The sequence below is a fragment of the Kouleothrix sp. 19917 genome (genome assembly GCF_057073505.1).
This window is the reverse complement of record NZ_CP097099.1, coordinates 8,616,180-8,637,622: the sequence shown is the minus strand read 5'-3', so window position 1 is coordinate 8,637,622 and position 21,443 is coordinate 8,616,180. Positions and strand designations below refer to the sequence as shown.

Here is a 21,443-nt window from a genome sequence, read left to right as displayed (position 1 = left end):
TCCAACCTCCGTTTACGACCGCGCAAAAAGCCACGGCGTGCTCGCATAAACACGCACAAACTGTTCGGCATCACTGGCGAATCATTCTCTGTAGCAGAGGGTTAAGCGCAGATGAAACTATCGGGTAGCGCTGATGATCATACTCCATGCCACTAAACTTTTCAAGCCAGATCACCCCGTAGATCTATTACGATTGCTTATACAGGTTAGGGTGCGTATAGAGGTAGTGATTGTGTAGAAACCGCCTTTTTCATCCGCATATGTCGAGCCGGATGTGAGGCGTTGTGGATAAGTTATAGAACAAATGTTTTTACACCTGTTCGATTTGCCGCTGGAATGCGATGTTGTGTTTTGCAAATGCTGTCAAGTATTTTCCACATCCTTGTGGAGAAAATAATTGGGATGTGGAGAAATCGGGCATTGGCCGGCCGGCAAACTGCCGCTTTTTCTTATGGGCTGGCCAGCTCGGGCAGCTCCAGCGGCGGCAGCTCGGCCAGGTGCGCAAGCCCGAACTGGCGCAGAAATTCGTCGGTGGTGGCATACAGAATTGGCCGGCCAACTGTCTCGAGTCGCCCGCTTTCCGCCACCAGGTCGCGCCCCAGCAGCGCCCGAATCACGCCGCTGCTATCGACACCACGCAGCGCATCGACTTGCGCGCGCGTGATCGGCTGGCGGTAGGCGATGATCGCCAGGGTTTCGAGCGCGGCGGCCGAAAGCTTGGCCTGCGGCTGCACGCCCAGAAAGCGCTCGATCACCGCCGCCGACTCGGGCGCCGACACCAGCTGAATATGGTCGCCGTGGCGCTGCACGCGAATGCCCCGCCCGGCGCAGGCTGTTGCCAGCCCCTCGATCGCCGCCTCAACGGCGTCGGCGGGCAGCTCCAGCGCCTGTGCCAGCTGCGCCACGGCCAGCGGCTCGCCCGCGACGAACAAGAGGCTTTCGAGCAGCTGCACTGCGCTTGGCGCGGGTGGCGTTGGCAGATCAAAAAGCGGTGGTTGTTCCATAATTCCCATACCCGGTCGGCGTTTATTCACATTGGCCGAGTAGCATACCTGAGACGGATTTTACGCCTGCCCTTCGGCAAGCTCAGGAGAGCCGGCGGGCAAGGAAGCCTCTCTTTTCTTGTCACTTTTTTGCGCTCCAGCGCAAAAAAGTGACAAGGAATTGATGCGAGACGCTGCTGCAAGCGAAAGTCCTGGACTATAACAAAGCATGAAAGAAAGATGGCAAGCCAGCCACACCTGCCAGCCGCGTCATTTGGCGGCTTGCTGCCAGCTGCCAGCGCTAGGGCTGCACAATAATCAGGTCGCGGTTGAATGAGGTCAGGCTTTCCGCCCCATCCTTAGTAATCACCACATCGTCTTCCACGCGCACGCCACCCACGCCCGCCACATACACCCCCGGCTCAACCGTGAAGGTCATGCCCGGCGCGAGCGACGCGGCGTTGCCCTCGACCATGTAGGGCGGCTCGTGCACTTCCAGGCCCAGGCCGTGGCCGGTGCGGTGCACAAACTGCGCGCCATAGCCGCCATCTGTAATCACCGCGCGCGCGGCGGCATCCACCTGCTCGCCGCTCGCGCCCGGACGCGCCGCCGCCCGCCCCGCCGCATTCGCCGCCTGCACCAGCTCGTAGATGCGCCGCGCCTCGGCGGAAGGCTCGCCCAGCGCAATCGTGCGCGTGATATCCGAGGCGTAGCCGCCATACCAGGCCCCGCCATCCATGATGATGAAATCACCCGGCTGAAAGGCGCGATCGGTGTTGGAGTGGTGCGGATTGGCGGCGTTCGGGCCGCTGGCGATAATCGTTTCGAACGAAGGGCTGCTGCCGGCCGCACGCATTGCGCCATCCCAGATATCCGCCAGCTCGCGCTCGGTCATGCCTACGCGAATCTGACCGACGGCGTGCTCAAGCGCCTGCTCGACGATTTGCACCGCCGCGCGCATGGCCGCCAGCTCGTCGCCATCTTTCGCCATGCGCAGCGAGGCCAGAATGCCCGTGGCATCGCCCACCACGGCCTCGGGCGCGGCCTGTTCGATGGCGCGCAGCTCAAGCAGGCGCATGTTGGTGTATTCCGCGCCCAGGCGCTTGCCATCCAGTCCCATGTCGGCGGCAAGGCGCTGTAATGCGCCCTGTGGCCCTTCGCTATCGGTCCACGGGTAGAAGCGAATTGGGAAGCGCGCCTGCGCCTCGGCACGCGGCTGCTCCAGCGCTGGCAGCACCATCGCGGGCGTGCCTTCGGCGGGGAAAAAGGCGATTGCGACGCGCTCGTTCATATGAATATCCAGGCCGGCCAGGTAGCGCATGTTCGGGCCTGGCACCACCGCCAGCACGTCCATGCCGCCCTGCTTCAGCGCGGCGGTCACGCGCTCGATTCGACTCGTCATGGGCTTCTCCTTCTGAAACGCATTGCCGCTATTATAGTGGATGCGCGGCCGGATGGCGCAGAAAAAGCGAGCCACAGCGCCAGTATTTTCGCTGTGGCTCGCCCAAAACAGTTGCAGGAAAATCAGGCCGCCAGCACCTCGCCGCGCTGGGGGAAGCGCACGCGCGCGCACATCCAGCCGTCGCGCTGCTGCAGCTCGAACTCGCCCGAGAGGTCTTCGTTCACCAGCGTGCGAATGATTTGCAGGCCCAAGCCGCTGTTCGACGTGCTCGACTCAGCTGGCCCGTGCGACGGGCCATCGTCGCGCACCTCGACCAGAATCGCGCCCGGCTCGCGGATGGTTTCGACAATCACATTGCCGCCTTCCACCGTCAGGCCGTGCGACATCGAGTTGACGATCAGCTCATTCAGCACAATTGCCAGCACGGTGGCCTCGCGCGACGCGACGCGGGCTGGCTCGCCGCAGATCTGGAAGCGAATCGGACGCTCGGGGTTAGCCAGGCTCACCTGCGCGCTGTCGACAATCTGCCGCACCACTGCGTCGATGGTCGTCACGCCCACGTCTTCGCGGCACAGCAGGTTATGCACGCCGGCAATCGCCTGGATGCGTGCCACGCTGTCGCGCAGCGCCTCCGCGCCCTTGCCACCCGGGTCGAGCCGGCGCTGCTGCATCGCCAGAAGCGCGGAGATTGTTTGCAGGTTGTTGCGCACGCGGTGGTGCATCTCCTGCAGCATGGCCGACTTGATGCGCAGCGCCGTCTGGCTTTCGTCGTACAGGCGCGCGTTCTCAATCGCAATCGCCGCCTCGTCGGCAAAGGTCGAAAGCAGGCGCACCTGCTCGTAGTCGAAGTGGCGCGCCTCGTGCGTGTACAGGCAGATCGCGCCAATGATGCGATTCTGCTGCACCCGCAGCGGCATGCAGAACAGCGAGTGAAAGCCTTCGCTGGCGGCAACCTGCGCGAGGTCGGGGAAGCGCGAGTCGGTGTAGGCGTTCAGCACCGCCAGCGGGCGGCCTTCGCGCACCGCCTGCGCAATGAAATCGAGCACGCGGTTGCCGTGGCTGCCGCCCTGGCTGGCCGCCAGCTCAAGCTGGTCGTCCTCGCCGCAGCGAAAGATGTCGGCGCGATCGACACGCGCCAGCTCGACCGCCTTGGCGACAATCATGCGCAGCACTTCCTGCAAATCGAGCTGCTCGGCAATGCGCTTCGAGACCTGCTGCAGGGTCGTCAGCTCCTGCACCTTCTGGTGAAGCTGGTCGCCGGTCTGCTGGTAGAGCTGCGCGTTCACAATGAAGAAGGCCAGCTCGCCCGCAACCGTCTCGACGAAGTTGACTTCCTCGGGCGAGAAATCGCGTGGGCCGTTGGTCTGGATGGTGATCACGCCCTGCAGCTTGTCCGCGCCGACGTGGAAGCGCTCGGCGCTGAACAGCACAATCGGCACTGCCAGAATCGAGCGAAACGCTTCTTCGCCCAGCATGGGCTCGTGCTGAAAGCGCGACTCGCGGTAGATGTCGGCCACGGCGATCGGCCGGCCATCGCGGGCGGCCGCGCCGGTCACGCCTTCGCCCAGGCCGATGCGCACCTGCCCAATCGCCGCCGCGTTCAGGCCACGGGTGGCGCGCAGGGTCAGGTCGTCGCTGTTTTTGTCGTACAGGTAGACTGAACACGCCTCGACGCCAATCACCTCGGCAACGGTTTCGACCACCATCTGCATCGAGGTGTCGAGATCGAGCGTGGAGTTGGCAGCCGAGATCACGCGGTGCAGACCGCTCAATTCGGCCATGCGCCGCACAAGGTTGTTTTCCCAGGCGCTGGTGCGTTTTTCTTCGCGCGCCGCGCCATAGGCCATCAGCAGCTCGGCCAGCGTCACGCCCGGCTCGATACTGAACTGCTCGGCCAGGCCCATGCCAAACTCGGCCAGCACTTCCGGCTCACCGTTCTGGTGATACCAGAGCGCACCAAGCTGGCGCAGGTAAGCACGCCGCTGATCGAGTGAGGTCTCGGCGGCGAGCAGATCGAGCAATTCGGCGACATTTGGCAACGATGCGCGCAATTCCTCGACCAACATTGGGAGGATTGCAGAATGGGCGGTAAACATATTGTTCATCCCGTGCGGATACACATCCTTTGGTTATGAGAAGAACATAGCACTATTATACCACTGTGCCGGCCACAAAGGCTCACGGCGCGGGCAGCCAGATGATTGCGTCGGCCCACACACTGCGCTGGCCGTCTTCGGCCAGGTTGCTGATCGAAACGCTGGGCGTGTCGGCCGGGTCGAAATCGTAGGTGCCGAGGTCGACCCAGTCGTTGGCATGGAGCGGGATGTTGACAACGACCGCCGCTTCGCCGCCATGGTAGCGCAGCCGGTAGCGCACATTCTGCGCATCTTCAAGCCCGCTGAGCGCATAAGGAACGTAGGCCAGCACGCGGTAGCGCCCAGCCGCCGGCAGCGTGGGCCGCCACACCGCAATCGCCGGCCGCACCAGCGGGCGCAGATCGAGCGGGCCAAGGGCATCCGCGCCGCGCAGTGAGGGCGCAAACAACGACGCGCCGCCATAGCCCACCGGCACCTCGCTCCAGCCGTCGCCTTCTTTCGCAAAGCCCGGCGACCCCGTATCGACCACAATGGCGTTGGCGGGTGGCGGCGCGCAGGGCGAGGGCCGGTCGCTCCACAGCCAGGTGCTGGGGTCGCCAGCCGGGTTCTGCTGCCACGGGTCGGGCGTAGCAGCGCACCAGCCATACGGGTCGGTATTACGGCCCAGGTATTGCACCCCAAAGTGCAGGTGCGGCCCGACTGCGCAGCCGCTTTCGCCCACCACGCCCAGCGATTGGCCGCGCTGCACCTGCTGGCCGAACTCGGCGTCTACCCGCGCCAGGTGCCAGTACAGCGTCCGGTAGCCATTCCCGTGGTCAACGATCACCGCTTGCGTGGCGCAGCCGTCGTCGGCATTGCCAGCAAACACCACCGTGCCGTCGGCGGCGGCCAGCACCAGATCGGGCGGCGCGGCGGCATAATCCCAGCCGTCGTGGCCGTTGTACGCAAAGGCGATGTCGGTTTCGGTGCGGCCCCAGTAGGTCGTGATGCCAGCCGCCGGGTTGCGCGTCAGAAACGGCCCGCCGTGGTCGAAAAACGACGTGACGGCGGCGGGCTGCTCAAGCGGCCAGCTCAGGAAAGGTGCGGCGGTCGCCGGCCAATCGCCCGGCGCGGTGCGCGGGTCGCCAAACAGGCGCGTGTATACCGCCAGGAAATTATTCAGCAGGGTTGGCAGCCGGTCGGGCGAGGTGGTGGGCGCAAGCACGCGCGCAATCGCATACTCGCTCAGGCTCATGCCCGGCGTCGGCGGCGCAGATGAATTGTCGGCATAGGTGAGCGGCAGGTATTGCGGGTAGTCGCGCTTGGCCGACAAAATCTGCTTGATCGCCCAGCGGATCTGCGCGGTCAGGCCGCGCCGATTGCCATTCTCACCCTGGTAGCCCACCGCCCAGCCCAGCTCGTCGGGCGTCGGGTTCGGCGTCGAAAGCAGGCCCTGCCGCTGCTCGAGCAGCGCCAGAATGACCTTGGGGTTCACGCTGTAGTAGCTGGCCGCGCCAACCAGTTCCTGCGCGAAGCTGTAGCGCCGGTTACCCACCTGCACACTCATGCTTTTCAGCGCGCCGGGCTGGCCGTCAAGAAATGCCTGAATGTCGGGCGCGTAGAAATTTGGCTCGTAGGTCAGCCGCCGGTCGTCGAAATATGGTGCGGCCGAAGGCGGCGCGGGCTGCACCGGCAAGGCGGCTTCGGTCGGCGCGTTCGGGTCGGCGCTTGGCACGGGGCCGTTCGTCGTGGTGGGTTGCTCAGCAATGCTGGTCGGATTTGCTGCGTCGGTGGCGCGCTCGGCGGCGCTGGTGGGCGCAATGGGCACGGCAGGCGAGCCAGGGCGCCTGAGCTGCCATGCCAGGCCAACGCCAAGCAGCAGAACAGCCAGCCCGGCTGCGCCAAGAAGCAGCATGCGGCGGCGGCGGGCGGCAACAGCAGCGCGGCGCGAGCGGTAGCGGTGGCGGGGTGAATAATCCACAGTCGAACAGTTCAGATGGCAATTCCAGGCTGGGCCGGGCGCCACAGCGCGGGCAGTATAGCGGAAGCCCCATGAAAGCGCAAATACGGCAAAAAAGAGATTGCGAACAGGGCTTGCATTTTTAGAACACCTGTGCTATACTTTCGCCATACCGAGAAAAACGATACTCAAGCAGACATGAGCCTAGAAAGCGAGTAAGAGTATGTACCGCAAGGAGATCGTCTACGACCGCGAAACCCGTGACTTCGCCATGTATCTGGATGGCGAGCTGATCGGTTTTGCCCGCACATACCACGAAGCCGAAATCACGCTCGACCAACTGGTTTTCGAGCTGATGAGCGGACAGTACTTTCGCCAGGCTGCATAAGCGCCGCCCACGTCGAAAGCGCTCGCATCGTCGCAGCTCATAAATCTAGCCAGCAGGTGTGCTTGCGCCTGCCCTCGGCTGCTTGCTATACACAGGCGGCGGCGATCAGATGATCGCCGCCGCCTTTTCTTGCCAGAATACTGTGCCTGCCCGCCCTCCCAGCCCTAGCGCAGCTCGCCCTGGATCTCGCGCGCGCTGCGAATAAACCAGTGCGTGACATTGCGGAAACGCCCTTCGCGCCCGATCAGAAGCTGGCTCGACGCAAGATCGGCTGGCGCGCCCTGCTGATCAAGCTCCAGCCCTTCCAGCTCTTGCGTGGCCGCATAGATAAAGAGTGGCTGGTACAGCATAATGCTCGGCGCAAGATCGACCCAGCGGCTTTGGAAGGTTTTGTACGCCGCTGCACGCGCTGCCAGGTCGCGCTCGCCACGCGCCAGCGACAGCAGTTCATCGAGCTGTGTGTCGCGCAGGCCGGCATAGTTCGTGCCGCCGTCGGCCTGCGATGAGTGCCAAAGCTCGTATACATCCGGGTCGGAGCCAAGCCGCTGCAAGCCATACAGCGCCAGCGTAAAGTCATGCTCGCTCAGGCGCTGGCGCAGCACATCTGCGCCCACCACCTGCACATCAACCTGCACGCCGATCTGGCGCCACTGGCGCGCAATCTCATTCGCCACCGCCACGCGGTCAGTGTCGTCGGTGGTGAGCAGCGGCAGGGTTAATGGCTTGCCATCGCGTGCGCGCACGCCATCCGCGCCGGGAGTGTAGCCTAGTGATTCAAGCGCGGCGGCGGCGCGATTCTGGTCAGCGGCATACCACTGCGGGTCGGGCACGGCTGCCCACCAGCCGGGCAGAATGGGCGTATCGAGGCGCGCGGCTTCACCATCCAAGGTCTGCTTGATCAGCAGGTCTTTATCAAGCCCCTCGGCCAGCGCCCGCCGCAAACCCTGATCGCTCAGCGGCGCGCTGCCCAGGTTAAAGCCCAGCACCACCGCGCTATCAAGCGGGATCGCGTGGCGCACAATCCCTCGCGGCAACGCCACTGCCGACAGATCGCCCGACGCTGGCCCGCCAACGCCCTGGATCTCGCCGCGCATGAGTGCAGCGCGGGCTTGCTGCCCATTATCAAAAAAGCGCAGCTCAAGTGAATCGAGGAAGGGGCGACCGGCGTAGTAATTTGGGTTTGCGGTCAGCAGCGCGTGTGCAGCATTGATCTCGGCAATCTGGTATGGGCCGGTGCCGATTGGCTTGGCGTTAAAAGGCGCGCTGGCCCATTCATTGGGCTGAAGCTTGCCAAGCAGGTGCGCCGGCAAGATCGGGAAGGTGGCGGTGCTGAGGAAGGGGGCAAAGGGCGCGGCCAGCGTGCAACGAATACTGTTCGGGCCAACCTGGTCGATCAGGACATCGCGCCAGATCGCGCTGATAGTTGGATCGCCGGCATAGCTGCGGTTTTGAATTGCGCGCAGCGTGAACAGCGCGTCGTCAACCGAGAGCGGCGTGCCGTCGTGCCATGTGACGTCAGTGCGCAGGGTGAAGGTATACACCGACCCGGCATCGTCCTGCACCACCGACTGCGCCAGCGCCAGCTCGGGCAAGCCATCCGAGCCAATGCGCGTCAGGCCATCGAACAGCAGGGCGCGCACATCGGCGGCGGCCGGGTCGCGGGCGGGGTCGCTGAGCAAGGGGTTGAGCTGTTGCGGAACAGCTTGCAGCCCCTCGACATACGTGCCACCGGCCAGCGGGCGCGAAACGGCGGCATTCGTCACCGCGAGGTAGCCCATCAGGCCCAGCACCAGCACCGAGCTAAGAGCCGCGATCAGGATCTGCCAGCGAATTCGACGAGCCACAGCTGCCTACAGCAGCCCGGCCCAGAGCAGCACGCCCGCCGAAGGGGTTCCAAAGATCGGCAGGCTGCTGATCAGCGCCAGCAGCAGAAATACCACCGCCAGGACAATCGTAGCCTGATGCAGTGTTTTCTCCAGCCCGCGCTTGGTGCGGTAGATCGAGCTTGTGTCGCGGCTTTGCAGCCCGGCCGTGCGGCCCTGGAGGATGACGAGCCCAACCAGCGTCAGGCTGATGATAATCAAGGCGGTATACAGCGCGATTTCCAAAGCAGCTCCTTAAATGGCAGTTTCTTCTAGCACGGCGGGGCATTATACCATCGCTCAGGGGCTGCTGCAAACCATCCCTAATGGCTGGGCAGCGACGCCAGCACCACGCGGTTCTTGCCATCGCGCTTGGCCTGGTAGGCGGCATCGTCGGCAATATCCAGCAGGTCGCGCGGGTTTTGCGCGCTGTGCAGCGGGTGAACCGCCACACCCAGGCTGGCCGAGATCGGCACGCGCACCAGGCCGTTGATCAGCAGCGAGCAGTCGAGCGCGGCGCGCAGCCGCTCGGCAATGGCCAGCGCGGTTGGCGAATCGACAACTTCAGACAAAAGCACACAAAATTCTTCGCCGCCATAGCGAAAGATCATGTCGTCGGTGCGCAGCGCTTCCCACAAAATCTGCGTCACCGATTGCAGCACCTGATCGCCAATCGAATGGCCAAATCGGTCGTTGATATGCTTGAAGTTGTCGAGATCGAGCAGAATCAGCGAGAAGCCGCCGCCGCAGGCTGTCACGCGCGCCCAGTTTTGCTCAAGCGCGGTGTTGAAGGCCCCGCGATTATACGCGCCCGTGAGGGCATCGCGCACCGCCCGCACATACAGCCGCGCATTCGCGATCAGCGCCGCAACCGTGCCAGCCACGGTCGTCAGCAGGCGCAGGTCTTCATCGGCGAACAGCGGACCTTCTGGCGGGTTAGCCAGCATCAGCGCGCCAAACACGCGGCCAGAAAAGCGCAGCGGCACGCACAGGACATGGCCGCCAGCGAAGCCGGTTTCATAGGCGCTGACCGTTCTGGAAGCGCTTCCATCGCTACTGCAAATAAGCGCCTGCTCGCTTTGCACAACCTCGCCAGCGATCGTGCCAGCCAGCGCCAGGCGCACCGGGTCGGCATTCGGCGCGCCCGTTTGCGGCCCTGGCGTCATCACAAGGTCGCCCACGCGCTCGTCGAGCAGGAAAATGCGGCTGTTAGAAATTGTAAAAATGGTGGAGATGCGCGAAACAATATGCTGCAGCACTTCGGCAGGTTCGCGCAGGGTGCCCAGCGCAGCACTCAGCTCGGAAAGCAGCTCGATCTCGGCCTGCCAGCGCAGCTTGCGCAGCGTTTGCGCGCACAGCACCATCACGGTGTTGATATTCACCATTAAGCGAGGCTCGATTGCGGCATCACCGGCCAGCGCAACCACGCCCAGCACATCGGGCGCTGGCCCAATCGGCAGGATTGTCAGCATCACCTCGCCGCGCCGGGCATGCAGCGCCAGCGCGCCTTCGAGCGCGCCATTGGCAAGCTGCTGCGTCGCTTCAGCCAGCAGTGTTTTGTGCAGCGCATCGTCAGGGTAAGGCTGTGTGCTGGCGGCTTCGAGCTGGCCGGCCCGGCTTTTCAGCACACCCACTGCCGATGTGCCCGCCAGCTCGGCGCATAATTCAACTAATTCAGCGAGGGCCGTCTGCTCGGTTGCGGATGTCATCAACCGCTGCAAACCCGATTGCCATCGCTGCGAAAAGCGCGTGCTCATAGCAATTCCTTAGCTGCCGCCCGGGAGCCGATACGCTATTGTATCGCACTCGCCAGCTGCATGCATGTGTTGTAGTAGTGGTATTTGCTCAGGCGCGTGCATAGCAGCAAAGCCCTTCTGGTATACAGCAATAGTGGCACATGTCTGACCGCAACAATTCAAACGCAACACAACACCACCAACGAACTTCCAGGACATGGCGGGGGCAACATGGCCGAGCAGACTATTTGCGGCGCGGAGGGCTACACTAGGCCGAATTCTGGCGAGCGTAATCGAGGCTGGCGCTAATACGTACTATATTGCCGCTCAAGGTCATTGTGCAGCTTTTCACTCTTCCCACAATGCGTGCTGTTTTGATCTGCGATGCGGCCAGCGGGCAGGGCTGATTTCAGAACGAGCTGAGGCCGCCAAACAGCAGGCATTGCGAAGATCAGGCTTCACAATCAGCAGTATAATAGGCGAAAAGGCTGCAAAAGTCTATCGTACAATAGTCCCACCAGGGGTAGATCCTTGGTCATTACCAGACAGGCACCAATGGCACAGAAAATCACACCAGTATGCGTGCCGGAAACGTCGGCAGCGGCACATGAGCGCGCCGACCGGGCGGTGCTGTATGGCGCGGTGCTGGCGGCACAGCGGCCAAACGTTCGCCTGAAGCCGGCAATCGCTGCGCCCGCGCTGGCGCTGGTTCCAGCAGTGCGCGCCTTCCTCAACGGCGCCGACGACGAAGCCGCCGCGGCCGCGCTGGCATATGCGCGCGCCTGTGGCGCTGAAGAATTTTTGCTCGCAAAGCGCGCAAACGCCCGGGCCGAGTAGGTTTTTGGGGAAAGAAAAGCCGTGGAGCACATGTACATGCGCTCCACGGCTCCGATTGCTTCGCGATTTACAGCTCGGCCATTACCGCAGCAAAAGCCTCACGGGTCGGGCGCAGTTTTTCGTTCGGCAGCGCGGCCAGCGGCGTCTGGCTCATCTGCATCACGTCGGGCAGCGTTTTGCGCTTTTCGTTGATGTAGATCAGGCCGGTGACGAATTCCTGCTTCTTGCGCGCTTCCTCAAGCAGCTCCATCGCCCGCCATTTGTTGGTCGGGTCGTATTCGCGGTCGAGCTTCTTCAGCTTGATCGCCGGGCCGTCGTGCATCTGGACAATCTGCTCTTCACCTTCCTCGTATTCAACCTCAACTTCGTTGAATTTCGGAATGAACTGAATGTCCTGAATGCGCTCCTCGTGCTCCTTGCCATAGTCGTAGCTCTTGGTCGAGTCGTGGTGGTTGTTGAATGTAACGCACGGGCTGATGATGTCGAGCACGGCGGTGCCGTTGAAGCTCATTGCCGCCTTGAGCAGCTCGCGCACCTGCTTAGCATCGCCCGCGAACGAGCGCGCCACAAAGCCGCAGTCGGCCACCAGCGCCTCAACGCAGACGTCGATTGGCGGCAGGACGTTCGTGCCGGCGTACTTCAGCTGCTGGCCCACGTCGGCTGTGGCCGAGAACTGGCCTTTGGTGAGGCCATACACGCCATTGTTCTCGACAATATAGACCATTGGGACGTTGCGGCGCACCATGTGCTTGAACTGGCCCAGGCCAATGCTGCCAGTGTCGCCGTCGCCGCTCACGCCAATCGCCAGCAGGTTGCGGTTGCCCAGCACCGCGCCGGTCGTCACCGAGGGCATGCGCCCGTGCAGCGTGTTGAAGCCATGCGCGCGGTTCAGGAAGTAGGCCGGCGTTTTGCTGGAACAGCCGATGCCGCTCATTTTGATGATCTGGCTGGGCTGGAGCGACAGCTCAAACGCCGCCGCGATGATCTGGCTGGTGATCGAGTTGTGGCCGCAGCCCTGGCACAGCGTCGAGTCGCCGCCACGATACTCAACCTGCGTCAGGCCAATGGTGTTGGTATTTGCCGGTCGGCCGCTGGCCGGCTTGGTTTCGGTTGTCATAGGGGAATATCTCCTCGTTGCAGCACGCTGCTGGCTACTTGCTTTCCTGCTCGGTGATCGCCTCGGCCACAAAACGCGCGCTGAGCGGCAGGCCATTGCAGATCCGCGCTGAGCGCACCTTGCCGGCCAGCTCGGGCGCGTGCAGCTGCACAAGCTGGTGCATCTGGCCGTCCTGATTCAGCTCGATGACATAGGTATGATCGTGCGCGGCCACGAAGTCGCGCACTGTGTCGCTGAGCGGCAGCGCGCGCAGGCGCATGTAGCTGGTGGCGATGCCTTCTTTCTTCAGGCGGTCGCGCCCTTCCTGCACGGCGGCATCGGTCGAGCCATAGGCGATAATGCCGATTTTTGCGCCTTCAACCGTGTCGACAACTGGCGCGGGCACCAGCGTGCGCGCGGTTTCGTGCTTGCGCGACAGGCGGTCGAGGTTGTTCTGCCAGTCGGCCGGCTTCTCGCTGTACTGGCCGAACTCGTTGTGGCCGGTGCCGCGCGAAAGGTAGGCCGCGCGCGGGTTGGTATTGCCCGGCAGCGTGCGGTAGGGAATGCCGTCGCCGTCGGTGTCGCGGTAGCGGCCCCATGTTTCGACCTGCTTCAGCTCGTCGGCGTTCAGCACTTTGCCGCGGTCGAGCGGCGTCTCGGGGTAGTCGAACGGCTCGGTCATCCAGTTGTTCATGCCCAGGTCGAGGTCGCTTAGCACGAACACCAGCGTTTGCAGGCGCTCGGAGAGGTCGAAGGCCTTGTAGCCGAACTCAAAGCATTCGCGCATGGTGCCCGGCAAGAGGCAGACGTGGCGGGTGTCGCCGTGGCCGAGGGTGTAGGCGGTTAGCACGTCGCCCTGCGAAACACGCGTAGGCAGGCCGGTGCTTGGGCCCATGCGCTGCACATCCCAGATCACAGCCGGCACTTCAGCGAAGTAGGCAATGCCCGCAAACTCGGTCATGAGCGAGATGCCCGGGCCAGAGGTGGCAGTCATTGCGCGCGCGCCCACCCAGCCAGCGCCCACAACCATACCGATCGCGGCCAGCTCGTCTTCGGCCTGCACAATCGCGTAGGTTGGCTCGCCGGTTTCGGGGTCGCTGCGCAGGCGGGGCGCGTACTCGTTGATCGCGTCGACCAGGCTGGTCGAAGGCGTGATTGGGTACCAGGCCACCACCGTCGCGCCGCCCATCAGCGCGCCCAGGCCACCAGCCGAGTTGCCGTCGATCAGCACCTGGCCGGCCGTCATATTCAGGCGCTCGACGCGGTACGGATCGGCTTTCGGCAGGTTGTCGCGCGTCCAGTCGCGGGCAGCTTCAACCATTTGGAGGTTGAGTTTCACCGCCGAGGCTTTGCCGCCGAAGTGGAAGTTCAGCGCGGCGACGATCTCGTCCATTTCAATGCCAACCAGCTCGATCAGCGCGCCAACATAGGCCATGTTGGCAACATAGTCTTTCAGCTTGGGCGGCGGGGCAACCTGCTTGAGCAGGTCTTTCAGCGGGATGGCGTAGCTGGTGACATCGGTGCGCGGGCTGGCGAATTTGATATCGTCGGGGTGGATGCAGACGCCGCCAGCCGGCAGTGCGGCCAGGTCGTCGTCGGCGGTTTTCTGGTTAAACGCAACCAGGATCTCGGTGCCTTCGCGGCGGGCAATGTAGCCGTCTTTGCTCACACGAATGGTGTACCAGGTCGGCAGGCCGGCGATGTTGGACGGAAACAGGTTCTTGCCGCTGACGGGGATGCCCATCTTAAAGATGGCGCGGATGAGGGTGTTGTTCGCGGTTTGGCTACCGGAACCGTTCACGGTTGCAGCAACAATCGCAAAATCATTGACGATTGGTGCCCGAGCGGCGTCGCTCGCCTGCTGCGCTGCGGGCTGGGCTTCAATAACACTCATGTCCTGACTCCACAGATGCGAAAGGGGGCGAATCAAAAAGTGCCGAATGCAGTGGGCCTCGCGGCCCGACCAGCGACTCGACACCATGTTGGCTGGCCGCCATGGCCTCCCTAACCTACACGAATATAACGCTGTGATCGGGGCAATCGGTGCGCCGATTTCACAAACGGGCTTTATTATATCACTTTCTTCATGTCTATCATAAGCAATTCGCTATGAATTTAGGATTTTCGCTCAGACGGAGCTTACGCCTGCGGCGGGCAAGGAAAACGCTCTTTTTCTTGTCACTTTTTTGCGCTGGAGCGCAAAAAAGTGACAAGAAGTTGATGCGAGATGTTGCTGCAATCGAAAGCCCTGAAATTGTGTGGCTGAAAGAAAAAGAGCTTCGGCGCAGCCCTGCCGCCCCGAAGCTCCCGGCTCTGCCGGCGTGCTGCCAGCCGCGTTATCGTTAGCGGCTTTGCGCGCTTGGGCGGCTCAGGCCGCGCGGCATCACCGAAACGGGCTGCGCGATCACATAGGCGTAGAGCGCGAGGAACACGCCTTCCACCAGCAGCGAGGCCACGCCAAGCGGCTCGAACCACTCGTCGTCCACTTCCAGGCCGGGCAGACCCACGGTGCGGCTGATCACATAGCCCACAATCGAGCCAAGCGCGATCACCGCGCCAAGCGACCAGCCCCAGCTGCGCTGGCCGCGAAAGATGCCAAAGGCGGCGATCAGCGCGCCCACGCCGTTCAGGAAGAACAGCACGCCCTTGTACGCGGCTTCTTCCAGGTTTTCGGGCGCTTCGACAAGGTGGATCAGGCCCGTCGCCAGGATCAGGGCGATGCCAAGCCAGACGAGCGTGCGCGAAATGGTCAGCTTGCTCATTATATGCCTCCCTTGTTCATGCGGTTGATATGCGGGCGCGGCCCAATGTGCAGGCGGGGGCGGCACAAGGTCGAGCACGCCGATCTGTTGCGCCCGGCTGCGGCGTCGTTCGGCGTGGGCGAACGCACTGGATGACATGTCGGCCACGATTCGCTCCTTTCTGCACATCAGGCTCTGCTTGTGTATAACCAGCGCAGAAGCGCGTTGGTGCCATTCCTTAACCGTTATTTAACTTGTGCGTACCTTAGCACAGCGACTCGTGGCACGTCTATGGGCGCATGTTCAGTCTGTGTTCAGGCTCCGTTCTGCTGTGTCCAGCGAGCAATTCGCGCCTTTCATGGCTCCCTGATGCGGCGAATCAAAAAGCACTCCTGATACATTGTGTATCAGGAGTGCCAGCGCACTTGCCGCCCGTGCCATCAGCCCGCCAGCGGCACCGTTTCACCTGTTTGGTACAAGGTGCGCCGGCCATCCGCGCCAAAGACCGAGACACTCTGCCGGCCCTGCACATGCCAGCGCCACGCGCCCGGCGCGCCCTCGCGCAGCAGTGCTGTGTCTTCGTCCACGCCAATCAGGGTCAGGCCGGCCGGCGCGGAAGCCAGAATGGCACGGAACATTTCTTCGCCGGCAAAATCGGCCACGCGGTCGAAGTGCGGCATGATCACAAGCTCGGGCACGATGCCCAGCGCAGGCACCCAGCGTGGCGCCTGCCCGCGCACCACCGAGCGCACGCTGAGCGTGTAGCCGCCCAGCATCATCGCGCCCGCGCTGCAGCCGGCCAGCACCGCACCGGCCTGCCAGCCGCGCAGAATAGCATCCCACGCGGGCGTGCCGCGAATCGTTTCGATCACATACTCGGGGTTGCCGCCCGAGAAGTAGTACATATCCACGCCCTCAAGCGCAGCCAGCACCTGCGCGTCCTGCGCGTCGGCCGGCTCGACCAGCGCAACCGGCGTGGCTTGTGCACCCAGCGCTTCGAAATGCGCCACGCCCATGCGGTTCCAGCGCACAGGCATGCCATCCTCCAGGCCGCTGGCCGTGGGCAGCAGCGCCACGCGCTTCGGCCCATTCCCCAAGCCATCGAGCAGCGCCCGGTCGATCGCGTCCATCTGCGGCAGGTATTCGCCCGAGCCTACCAGCGCCAGCGGGCCGGGCTGGGGGCGCGTTGTATCGCTCATTTCTATCCACCAATCGATATCTTCGATTCCAACCGCAAAGAGCGCAATGGCCGTGAAGACAGGCTGTCTTTTCCGCACCTTGCGCGCTTTGCGCCCTTTGCGGCATAACCATCTATACTATTCGGCGGCGGCCAGCGCGCCCATGGGGTCCCACGGCGGCAGCACCACTGGGTCGGTTTCGAGCAGTGTGAGCAGTTCGGCCGGCACAAAGCGCTTGTCGACAATCACCTCGTACATGTACTCGTCGAACCAGCGGTCGTTCATCACGAGGTAGCCTTTTTCGCCAAAACTGTCGCCCCAGCTATTCTCCACGCGCCATTTGCGCGGCGCGCCCGCGTCGTCCAGATCCACGCCGGTGAGCACCATGGCGTGCGTCATCATGCTGTGGCCGTAGTCCACGCGCTCGGCTTTGTCGGCGCGGAACGTGAAGCCGTAAATACTTTCGTAGTCGTACACTTCGCGGTCGAGAATGCCCGTTTCGCGCTCCAGGTATTGGCCGACATCGCAGCCAAACCAGACTGGCTGGTCATTCTTCAGCATTTCAACGGCGGCCTGTTTGAACACTGGCATCTCAACATTCAGGTAGCGCACGATCTGGCCTTCGACGACATTGCCGAGATGCTGGACGGTATACAGCTGGTTGAATGGTTTGTCGGCGGTCGGGCAGTGGATCAGGCAGACCATCGAGTTGAGGTCGAAGCCGACGTAGCGCGTGAAAAACTCCTGTGGCGTCAGCTCGCCATCGCGGTGAAACTGCTTGTCTTTGTCGCGCCACTGCCACTCGAACGCGCGCGGCGGCTCGCCCAGGTGCACGCACAGCATGCGGTAAAACTGGCCGACCATGTCCTGCTTGCGCGCGCGCAGCGTGTCGTCGGGCGCGCCATTGGCGTGCATGCGCCGCAGCTCGGCGGCCTGCTCGCGCAGCAGCGTCGTGATCATTTTGGTCATCAGGCCGGTGTTGCTGCTGCTTTCGGTTTCGGGCATCACCGATTTCGGCACCACGCCATATTTCTCCACCAGGTTCACGAACATATCCCACTGGCCGCCATCCTGCACCGGGTCGCGCATCAGGAACATGATCAGGCGGCCATCGGCTGGCTCGTCGAGCGTCGAAAGAATCGTTTCCAGAAAATAGTTGGCCTTCTCGATTTTATCCCAGAACAGCAGATAATTTTGCGAAAGCTCAATATTGTCGACATTCAGGCGCTTGATCGCCTCGACGCGGAACAGGTTCAGGCCGGCGAACAGCCAGCAGCGCCCCGAGCGCTTCTGGTCGGTGATCGGGTTGTTGGGCAGCTGGATGGAAAAAATGTGGTTGGTGCCGGCAGCCACGCGCCGGTTCAGCGCCACGGCATGCAGCGAGTTTTTCGCCACTGCGTTGCGCGCCATCACGCTCTGCGGGTCGCTGGCAAACCTTTCCTGCAATGCGTCGATCTGCTCGGGTGTGATGCTCTGGTAGGGCATGTGTTGGGGCCTCCAAACCCCTGGCACAGCAAGGCGCTGGCAGCTCGGCCGCTGCCAGCGCCTTGCCCGGCCGGCTACGAATGGACGTGCGGATGTTCGTGGTCGTGATCAGCCCAGTGCTGATGCTTGTGCGAGTGCGGCACGCCCGGCGGCGGCAGATCCTCGGGCGCATGACTATGCGTACCAAGATGAAACGAGTGGTTGTGGCCAAACCAGCGCTCGGCACCAGCACCGCCACGCACGGTCAGGCTTTCGCCGTGGTGCCAGCGCCGCTTGTAGATGTCGAAGTTCTTCTTGCTCTTGGTGGCGCGCTCGTCTTCGCTCAGGCTGTACCACTCACGGTGCGGGTGCTTGGTGATGCGGGCGGCCACGTCCCACAGGGCGATCACGCGGTAGCCGGCAGTTTTCGCCATAAAGCTCTCGTAGACATCGAGCAGACGGTAGAAGCGGAACTTTTCTTCAAACGGGCCGATCTCGCGCAGCAGCGTGCGGCGAAAGGCCATCATGTAGCCCTCAATCGCATCGACATCCGGGCCGGCGCTTTCCGCGAATTCTTTCAGGTCGTCGGTGACAAGGCCATACGGCCCGGCCATGCCAACCTGCTCGTCGGCCAGCGTTTCGGCCAGCGGCGACCAGATATCCCCTGCCAGCTCAATCGAGGTGTCGATCTGCACGATGATCCGGCCACGGCTGGCGCGCATGGTGGCGTTGCGGCCAGCAGCAAAGCCCATGTTGTGGTCGGCAAACAGCACGGTGAGCGGGATCTCGCTGCCGTCGGCAGCGTGCACGCCATCGCGCGCGAGGTTTTGCAGGTAGGCCACTGTGTCGTCGGTCGAGCCGTTGTCGACAATCACCAATTCGATGCTGCGGCCAGCGGCGTGGCGCGCCACGCTTGCCACGCAGCGCTCCAGGTCGGCACGGCTGTCGTGCGCAAGCAGGTTCACCGAAAACTCGCAGGCGTCGGGCGCGGCGCGGAAGTCGGGCGCGTCGTCGGGGCGCGAAATGCTGCCAAACTCTTCTTCAGGCGCGCGCGGCTCCAGCAGCGGGCCATTGCGCGTGTCGCGAACGGTGAAGCCCGCCGCCACGATCTGCTCGCGCAGCGCGTCGGCCTCGGCGTAGCGGCCGGCAGCGCGCATTTCGCTGCGCTGCGCCACCAGCGCCGCAACCGGCACGGGGAGATCCAGCGCAGCCGGGAGCGCATTCCCCGCATGCTGCGCGTGCTCCAGCCACTCGGCCAGTTCCAGCCCCAGCACCCGGTCGAATTCCAGCAGCAGCGCCAGCTTCACCGTCGCGGGCGTGCTGCGGTCGCGCCGCAGCATGTCCCAGATGCCGGCCAGCGCACGCGGCAGGTTCAGGTCGTTTTCCAGCGCGGCGCGGAAGCGAGCGCGCCAGGGTTCGGCGCTCGGGCCGGGCACGCTGGCGGGCGGGCCAGCCTGCGCCAGCCGCAAGGCAGCTGCGCGCAGGCGGTGCAGGGCGGTTTGCGCGGCGCGCAGCGACGAAAACGTGAAGTTCAGGCGGCTGCGGTAGCGGATGGTCGCGAACAAGAGGCGCAGCGCCATTGGCTCGAAGCCGCGCGCCTCGACATCGGCGCGCGTGTAGGCGTTGCCGGTCGATTTCGCCATTTTCTGCCCATCGGCCAGCAGGTGCTGCGCGTGGAGCCAGTAGTTCACAAAGCGCTTGCCGGTGAAGCCCTCGCTCTGCGCGATTTCGTCTTCGTGGTGCGGAAACATGTTGTCGACGCCGCCGGTGTGCAGGTCGAACTGCTCGCCCAGGTGCTTGATCGCCATCGCGCTGCACTCGATATGCCAGCCGGGGAAGCCAAGGCCCCATGGGCTTTCCCAGGCCATCTCGCGACCGGGCTCGGCCAGCTTCCACAGCGGGAAATCCTCGGGGTTGCGGCGGTGGGGGTCGGCGGCGTCGCGCACGCCTTCCAGCATTTGCGCGATCTGGTTGCCTGAAAGCTGGCCGTAGTTCGGGAAGCTGCGCACATCGAAAAACACGTTGCCGCCGCCTTCGTAGGCCAGCCCTTTGGCCAGCAAGCCCTGCACAATCGTCTGCATTTCGGCAATATGGTCGGTGGCGCGCGGGAAGACGTGGGCGGGCAGAATGTTCAGCCGGCGCTCATCTTCCAGAAACGCCTCGGTGTAAAACGCGGCAATCTGCGCCGACGTCTTGCCTTCCTTGCGCGCCTGAGCGATCAGCTTGTCCTCGCCGCGGTCGAGCATCTCCACACGCATGTGGCCCACATCGGTAATATTCTTGACATGCCGCACCTCGTAGCCCAGCTCCGTCAGCGTGCGACGCAGCCAGTCGGCCATCAGAAAGGTGCGCAGGTTGCCAATATGGATGTAGCGGTAGACCGTCGGGCCGCAGCTGTACATCCGCACGCGCCCCGGATCGATCGGGGTAAACGGCTCGATTCGGCGCGTCAGAGTGTTGTAAAGCTTGAGCATAGAATCCCTTTGGTAACGTCTCCTCCTCGCGCCTGCTATTGTATCACGCCGGTTGCCTGCGTGGCGCAACTCAGCTAGAATGCGCGAATACATGTGCTACGCGCCTCCCCAGCGGGATGGATGTTGTGTACTCGAAGAGTGAGCAGATTTTCTTTCATACGTTCGTTCGCAAAGGCTTCTGAAAGCGAAATTCTTCTTTCTCGTGAATACTATATATAGAGGATGTCATGCAGATCCGCGAAAGCACGATTCTGATCACTGGCGCATCGTCTGGCATTGGCGCGGCTTTCGCGCAGGCCGCCGCACGCATGGGCGCGCGCGTGGTGCTGCTGGCACGCAATGCCGCCGCGCTCGAAACTGTGGCAGAAACAATTCGCGCCGCTGGCGGCAGCGCCCACGTCTTTCCCGCCGACCTGACCGACCCGGCGGCGGTAGACGCGGTTGTGGCGCGCATCCTCGCCGAGGTCGGCACGCCCGACATTGTGGTCAGCAACGCTGGCTCGGGGCGCTGGCTGTTTGCCGAAGAAACCCCGCCCGCCGAGGCCGCCGACATGATCGCCATGCCCTACCTGGCCGGCTTCTACCTCAGCCGTGCGCTGCTGCCAGCGCTGCTCAAGCGCGGGCGCGGCCACATTATGTATGTCAACTCGCCGGCCGCGCTGCTGGCCTGGCCGGGTGCCACCGCCTACACCGCCGCCCGCTGGGCCTTGCGCGGCCTTGCCGAAGCCATGCGCGCCGATCTGTACCGCACGAAAATTCGCGTCTCCACGGTAATTCCCGGCAAGGTCAGCAGCAGCTATTTCGCGAACAACCCCGGCAGCGAAGCGCGCGTGCCCGGCCTGGCCAAGCTCCTGCCCACGCTCACGCCCGAACAAGCCGCCGAGCGCATGCTGCGCGCCATCGCCCGCGACGAGCAGTTCGTCGTTTTTCCACTTGGCCTCAAGCTGCTCTACTACCTGCATGGCTGGCTGCCCGGCCTGGTGCGCTGGCTGGCCGTCACCACTGGCGCGCGCCGCCCCCGCAGCGGCGGGCAGTAGGCACAAGCCAGCCAAACCAATTTGCAAACTGCCCAATATGGCCAAATAGCGCACCTGGGGTCTGCATCCTGAGCAGGCCTAAAAGGGTCGTATCGAAGGGTGCGCGCATCGATTTCACACGCCTCGCTTTCACCTGCCCGCAATGTGCAGCCCCTGCGCGTGCGCAGTTTCGGGCAAATTTCCCCCTGACCCGTTACTTTTTGCCCGAAC

At 63.3% G+C, this 21,443-nt stretch carries 17 protein-coding genes; 4 read left to right on the top strand and 13 right to left on the bottom strand.

Translation table 11 applies throughout. From position 1 onward, the window contains the following. Positions 1–449 precede the first annotated feature (449 nt). From scpB to M1P90_RS34755, 4 genes are all read right to left on the bottom strand, one after another. Positions 450–1,004 carry an SMC-Scp complex subunit ScpB gene (scpB, locus tag M1P90_RS34770; RefSeq protein ID WP_483700529.1) on the bottom strand — a complete coding sequence of 185 codons (555 nt, stop codon included), beginning with the start codon at positions 1,002–1,004 and terminating at the stop codon, positions 450–452. Between the two features lie 280 nt (positions 1,005–1,284). Beyond that, complete coding sequence (locus M1P90_RS34765) at positions 1,285–2,385, bottom strand: M24 family metallopeptidase (protein WP_483700528.1); 1,101 nt, start codon at positions 2,383–2,385, stop codon at positions 1,285–1,287. Positions 2,386–2,507: 122 nt separating this feature from the next. Continuing rightward, positions 2,508–4,481, bottom strand: coding sequence for a GAF domain-containing protein (locus M1P90_RS34760; protein WP_483700527.1), 1,974 nt, complete (start codon positions 4,479–4,481; stop codon positions 2,508–2,510). Positions 4,482–4,563: 82 nt separating this feature from the next. Continuing rightward, positions 4,564–6,441: a peptidoglycan DD-metalloendopeptidase family protein gene (locus M1P90_RS34755; protein WP_483700526.1), complete on the bottom strand. Its 1,878-nt coding sequence runs from the start codon at positions 6,439–6,441 to the stop codon at positions 4,564–4,566. A 202-nt stretch (positions 6,442–6,643) separates the two neighbouring features. Here M1P90_RS34755 and M1P90_RS34750 point away from each other — a divergent pair, with 202 nt between their 5' ends. Then, positions 6,644–6,808 carry a hypothetical protein gene (locus tag M1P90_RS34750; RefSeq protein WP_483700525.1) on the top strand — a complete coding sequence of 55 codons (165 nt, stop codon included), beginning with the start codon at positions 6,644–6,646 and terminating at the stop codon, positions 6,806–6,808. A 164-nt stretch (positions 6,809–6,972) separates the two neighbouring features. Here M1P90_RS34750 and M1P90_RS34745 read toward each other — a convergent pair whose 3' ends face one another. From M1P90_RS34745 to M1P90_RS34735, 3 genes are all read right to left on the bottom strand, one after another. Next, a complete protein-coding gene (locus M1P90_RS34745) occupies positions 6,973–8,652 on the bottom strand; it encodes a peptide ABC transporter substrate-binding protein (protein WP_483700523.1) in 1,680 nt (559 codons plus the stop codon). Between the two features lie 6 nt (positions 8,653–8,658). Beyond that, positions 8,659–8,916 (bottom strand): preprotein translocase subunit SecG, encoded by a 258-nt coding sequence (gene secG, locus M1P90_RS34740; protein ID WP_483700522.1) that lies wholly within the window; start codon positions 8,914–8,916, stop codon positions 8,659–8,661. Between the two features lie 77 nt (positions 8,917–8,993). Beyond that, positions 8,994–10,427 (bottom strand): GGDEF domain-containing protein, encoded by a 1,434-nt coding sequence (locus M1P90_RS34735; protein WP_483700521.1) that lies wholly within the window; start codon positions 10,425–10,427, stop codon positions 8,994–8,996. 534 nt (positions 10,428–10,961) lie between these two features. On the opposite strand from M1P90_RS34735, the gene M1P90_RS34730 reads away from it, so the two are divergent. Next, on the top strand, positions 10,962–11,243 hold the full coding sequence (locus M1P90_RS34730; RefSeq protein ID WP_483700520.1) for a hypothetical protein: 282 nt from the start codon (positions 10,962–10,964) through the stop codon (positions 11,241–11,243). A gap of 67 nt (positions 11,244–11,310) precedes the next feature. Here M1P90_RS34730 and M1P90_RS34725 read toward each other — a convergent pair whose 3' ends face one another. Next, entirely contained in the window at positions 11,311–12,360 is a 1,050-nt protein-coding gene (locus M1P90_RS34725) for a 2-oxoacid:ferredoxin oxidoreductase subunit beta (protein ID WP_483700519.1), read from the bottom strand. Between the two features lie 34 nt (positions 12,361–12,394). Next, positions 12,395–14,233, bottom strand: coding sequence for a 2-oxoacid:acceptor oxidoreductase subunit alpha (locus M1P90_RS34720; protein ID WP_483700518.1), 1,839 nt, complete (start codon positions 14,231–14,233; stop codon positions 12,395–12,397). Between the two features lie 215 nt (positions 14,234–14,448). Between M1P90_RS34720 and M1P90_RS34715 the strand changes: the two genes are divergently transcribed. After that, positions 14,449–14,685 (top strand): hypothetical protein, encoded by a 237-nt coding sequence (locus tag M1P90_RS34715; RefSeq protein WP_483700517.1) that lies wholly within the window; start codon positions 14,449–14,451, stop codon positions 14,683–14,685. On the opposite strand, the gene M1P90_RS34710 is transcribed toward M1P90_RS34715, so the two are convergent. From M1P90_RS34710 to cysS, 4 genes are all read right to left on the bottom strand, one after another. Continuing rightward, positions 14,682–15,101 (bottom strand): hypothetical protein, encoded by a 420-nt coding sequence (locus M1P90_RS34710; RefSeq protein ID WP_483700516.1) that lies wholly within the window; start codon positions 15,099–15,101, stop codon positions 14,682–14,684. The two genes, M1P90_RS34715 and M1P90_RS34710, sit on opposite strands and share 4 nt — an antisense overlap. Positions 15,102–15,520: 419 nt before the next feature. Further along, on the bottom strand, positions 15,521–16,279 hold the full coding sequence (locus M1P90_RS34705; RefSeq protein WP_483700515.1) for a Type 1 glutamine amidotransferase-like domain-containing protein: 759 nt from the start codon (positions 16,277–16,279) through the stop codon (positions 15,521–15,523). Positions 16,280–16,396: 117 nt separating this feature from the next. Next, positions 16,397–17,743 carry a C1 family peptidase gene (locus M1P90_RS34700; RefSeq protein ID WP_483700514.1) on the bottom strand — a complete coding sequence of 449 codons (1,347 nt, stop codon included), beginning with the start codon at positions 17,741–17,743 and terminating at the stop codon, positions 16,397–16,399. Positions 17,744–17,817: 74 nt separating this feature from the next. Further along, entirely contained in the window at positions 17,818–20,196 is a 2,379-nt protein-coding gene (gene cysS, locus M1P90_RS34695; protein WP_483700513.1) for a cysteine--tRNA ligase, read from the bottom strand. Between the two features lie 227 nt (positions 20,197–20,423). On the opposite strand from cysS, the gene M1P90_RS34690 reads away from it, so the two are divergent. Next, positions 20,424–21,233 carry an SDR family NAD(P)-dependent oxidoreductase gene (locus tag M1P90_RS34690; protein ID WP_483700511.1) on the top strand — a complete coding sequence of 270 codons (810 nt, stop codon included), beginning with the start codon at positions 20,424–20,426 and terminating at the stop codon, positions 21,231–21,233. Positions 21,234–21,443 lie beyond the last annotated feature (210 nt).

Coding starts and splice junctions, on each gene's coding strand:
- M1P90_RS34735 (WP_483700521.1), bottom strand. CDS start 10,427: ATGAGCACGCGCTTTTCGCAGCGATGGCAATCGGGTTTGCAGCGGTTG.
- M1P90_RS34690 (WP_483700511.1), top strand. CDS start 20,424: ATGCAGATCCGCGAAAGCACGATTCTGATCACTGGCGCATCGTCTGGC.
- M1P90_RS34700 (WP_483700514.1), bottom strand. CDS start 17,743: ATGCCCTACCAGAGCATCACACCCGAGCAGATCGACGCATTGCAGGAA.
- cysS (WP_483700513.1), bottom strand. CDS start 20,196: ATGCTCAAGCTTTACAACACTCTGACGCGCCGAATCGAGCCGTTTACC.
- M1P90_RS34750 (WP_483700525.1), top strand. CDS start 6,644: ATGTACCGCAAGGAGATCGTCTACGACCGCGAAACCCGTGACTTCGCC.
- M1P90_RS34710 (WP_483700516.1), bottom strand. CDS start 15,101: ATGAGCAAGCTGACCATTTCGCGCACGCTCGTCTGGCTTGGCATCGCC.
- M1P90_RS34765 (WP_483700528.1), bottom strand. CDS start 2,385: ATGACGAGTCGAATCGAGCGCGTGACCGCCGCGCTGAAGCAGGGCGGC.
- scpB (WP_483700529.1), bottom strand. CDS start 1,004: ATGGAACAACCACCGCTTTTTGATCTGCCAACGCCACCCGCGCCAAGC.
- M1P90_RS34725 (WP_483700519.1), bottom strand. CDS start 12,360: ATGACAACCGAAACCAAGCCGGCCAGCGGCCGACCGGCAAATACCAAC.
- M1P90_RS34730 (WP_483700520.1), top strand. CDS start 10,962: ATGGCACAGAAAATCACACCAGTATGCGTGCCGGAAACGTCGGCAGCG.
- M1P90_RS34760 (WP_483700527.1), bottom strand. CDS start 4,481: ATGTTTACCGCCCATTCTGCAATCCTCCCAATGTTGGTCGAGGAATTG.
- M1P90_RS34715 (WP_483700517.1), top strand. CDS start 14,449: ATGAATTTAGGATTTTCGCTCAGACGGAGCTTACGCCTGCGGCGGGCA.
- M1P90_RS34720 (WP_483700518.1), bottom strand. CDS start 14,233: ATGAGTGTTATTGAAGCCCAGCCCGCAGCGCAGCAGGCGAGCGACGCC.
- M1P90_RS34705 (WP_483700515.1), bottom strand. CDS start 16,279: ATGAGCGATACAACGCGCCCCCAGCCCGGCCCGCTGGCGCTGGTAGGC.